Origin of the sequence: Henriciella sp. (genome assembly GCF_049649345.1) — a bacterium.
Taxonomy (GTDB): domain Bacteria; phylum Pseudomonadota; class Alphaproteobacteria; order Caulobacterales; family Hyphomonadaceae; genus Henriciella.
Window position 1 is genome coordinate 1 of record NZ_JBARZC010000366.1, and the last position, 2,887, is coordinate 2,887.

Sequence of the window (2,887 nt, forward strand, 5' to 3'; positions counted from 1 at the left end):
GGCGCTCACCCTCTGTCTGGTCGAGGTGCACGCGCATCGCCTTGAAGGCGTCGCCGCCATCCACAACCAGCATTTTCCGCCGGTAGCCGGGCGTGTCGACGTTGGAGATGTTCTGCGAGGTGATGTCGATGCGCTCTGACTGGACGCGCATCCCCTGCATCGCCTGCGCCATTGTATCCTTAATCGAGTTCATTCAATTGGCCCCCTAATATTTCTTGCCCACGGCGCTTCGAAGCAGGTCGAGCGACTTGGTGTAAACCGTGAGCGCCATCTCATGCTGGCTCATCGCCTCGGCGGAGCGGTAGAGTTCCTGCTCGATGCTGACCGTGTTGCCATTCGGCGAAGCTGGTGTGTCCGACTCACGGCTCTTGAAGTCGGCCGCGGCCGTCGGATCCATTGAGGTCCGACGCATATAGTCCTGGAAGGACTCAATCTCCTGCGCCTTGAAGCCAGGATCGTCGGCATGGGCGAGGTTTCGCGCCGAGACATTCTGGTTCTCGGCCGCATGACGCGCCATCGCGCTGTAGATTTTGAACACATCCATATTCGAGAACATGACGGATTCGCCTTGGTTAACTCTTTGGCAAAGCTGCACTTGTACGTTGAATAAAAGGTTAATGGATTCACGGGTTCTGTTTACATGTTGCAGTCGGATACCTTCTTGCCGGACAGACTCTGTCAGCTCTGGGGCACAGTTACGGATGTCAGCCCCGGCGTCGTCTCGGTCGCAGGTGTGAGCGAGCATGCAGGGGTCGGCAATGAAATCGTCATCGACACCAATCAGGGAGCTGTAAGGGGCGAAATCCTGACGATCTCGGGCGACAGGGTGAAAGCGTTCCTGTTTGGCGAATCAGATGCCATCCGGATCGGGGACCGCGCCTATATCGACCAGGAAGCGACCGTCACGCCGGGCGATCACTGGATCGGGCAGATCATCAATTATCGCGGCGAGATTGTCGGCGAGGACGGCGCCGCGCCGCCGCGCGCCTGTTCGCCCCGAAAGCTGCTCTCCAAGGCCCCGCCGAGCCATCTGCGCAGCGGTCTGGGCCCACGCCTCAACACCGGGCTGATGGTCACCGACACGGTCATCCCGATCTGTCATGGCCAGCGGCTGGGACTGTTTGCAGGCTCGGGCGTTGGCAAGTCGACCCTGCTTGGAGCGCTGGCAAATGGCGTCGAGGCCGACCGGATCGTCATCGCGCTGATCGGGGAACGCTCGCGCGAACTCAATGAATTTGCCACCCACACCCTGCCGGAAAGCGCGCGCAAGAAGTCTGTCATCGTCACAGCCACAGCCAGCGAACCGCCCGGCGCCAAGAAACGCGCCGCCTATTGCGCCATGGCGGCGGCTGAGCATTTCCGCGACCAGGGCCACCACGTCCTGCTGCTGTTTGATTCCATAACACGTTTCGCCGAAGCGCACCGCGAGGTCGCCCTGATCGGCGGAGAAACCCCTGCCCTGCATGCCTTCCCGCCCTCAACCGTGCGCACCATTGCCGAACTGGCAGAACGTGCTGGCCCGGGCGCGACAAGCCAGGGCGATATCACGGCGATCTTCTCTGTCCTGGTGGCAGGCTCCGACATGGACGAACCGGTCGCGGACATGATCCGGGGCATCCTGGACGGGCATATCGTGCTCTCACGCGAGATTGCCGAGCGCGGGCGCTATCCGGCCATCGACGTGCTGCGCAGCGTGTCGCGCGCCCTGCCGCGGGCCGCTAGCGATGAGGAGAATGCGCTGCTTTCGCAATATCGCCGGACGATTGCGCTTTACGAGGAAGTTGCCCCGATGATCCGCGCCAATCTCTATGAGAAAGGCCATGATGCGGAAGGCGACAAGGCGATCGCGCTCTACCCGATGCTCGACCGGTTTGTGTCAGAAACGAATGAGGCAGGCATCAAGGAGGCGTTTGCGCATCTGCAGGCCCTGCTTACCGCGAAGGACGAAAAAACTGAAAAGCCGAAGGCCGGCGCTGCGGCGCGCTAGAAGCGGCTGAGGAACAGGTTCTGGCTGGCCAGCGCGCCAAAGCCGGACGTCGATCCGCCGCCGCCAAGCAGCGTCAGCGCAGCATAGCCGGGCGTCGTCGGCGAAGGGCCGTCATTAATCGTGTTCATCACGTGATAGCGCTGCAGCATCTTGTCGACTTTATCGATAGAGGTGAGATCGGCGACATCGCTGATGCCCATCACGCTCTCAAGCTTTTCCTTCAGGATGTCGGCCTGTCGGTCGATGTCGAGCTTGCTCATATCGGCCGGCAGGTTGAGCGCCGTCCCGATGACGTTGCGCACGGGCGTGTTGCCGAGAATCTTGTATAGACTTGTCTCTTCGCTCGATCCAGTGCCTGCGATTTCGACGATCTTGGACTGATAGTTGAGGCTCAGCCGCATGCTGTTGTCGACTTCGCCAACGGCCCCGCGAAAGGCAGCGGCTTCGAAATTGCCGGCAATCTCTTCGACCTGCTCGGCGCTGAGCGACAGCTGGCCATCCTGGAATGCGAACGTCTTCGAATAGAGGGTGTAGTCTGAATTGTTCAGCCGTTGCAGGAAGGTGCTTTCGGGGTCGGAGGCCTCTTCCAGAACTTTTCTGATGAAGCCGCCCTTCCACTCTTCGCCGCCAAGATCAAAGGCGGTCAGGGAGACACGAAGCAGGCGCCGGTCAGACATGAAATCGTCAAGGCTGATCGGACTGGAGAGTTTCTCCGTCAGATAGGCCCGGTCATTCTTGACGCTTGAAGAGTCGGTGAAGCCTTCGAGCTGGCGCGTATAGGTCGACTGGAGGAGCTTCCACCCCCCATAGCCAGACAAGGGTATGGCTGGCTGATACATTGGGTCAGGCGACCTTGGCCTGCGCAGCCTGGTGCTGGCGCAGCGTTGCGTGGTTCAGGAG

4 protein-coding genes are annotated in these 2,887 nt (G+C 60.6%); 1 reads left to right on the forward strand and 3 read right to left on the reverse strand.

Annotated elements, in window-relative coordinates:
• Both WA989_RS10025 and WA989_RS10030 read right to left on the reverse strand, forming a co-directional pair.
• A partial coding sequence (locus WA989_RS10025) for a flagellar basal body protein (RefSeq protein ID WP_424340361.1) occupies positions 1–193 on the reverse strand: 193 nt, incomplete at its 3' end.
• A gap of 12 nt (positions 194–205) precedes the next feature.
• Positions 206–556 (reverse strand): flagellar biosynthesis protein FlgB, encoded by a 351-nt coding sequence (locus WA989_RS10030; RefSeq protein WP_424340362.1) that lies wholly within the window; start codon positions 554–556, stop codon positions 206–208.
• A gap of 105 nt (positions 557–661) precedes the next feature.
• Between WA989_RS10030 and WA989_RS10035 the strand changes: the two genes are divergently transcribed.
• Complete coding sequence (locus WA989_RS10035; RefSeq protein ID WP_424340363.1) at positions 662–1,987, forward strand: FliI/YscN family ATPase; 1,326 nt, start codon at positions 662–664, stop codon at positions 1,985–1,987.
• On the opposite strand, the gene WA989_RS10040 is transcribed toward WA989_RS10035, so the two are convergent.
• Entirely contained in the window at positions 1,984–2,826 is an 843-nt protein-coding gene (locus WA989_RS10040) for a DUF1217 domain-containing protein (protein WP_424340364.1), read from the reverse strand. The genes WA989_RS10035 and WA989_RS10040 overlap by 4 nt on opposite strands.
• Positions 2,827–2,887: the final 61 nt, after the last annotated feature.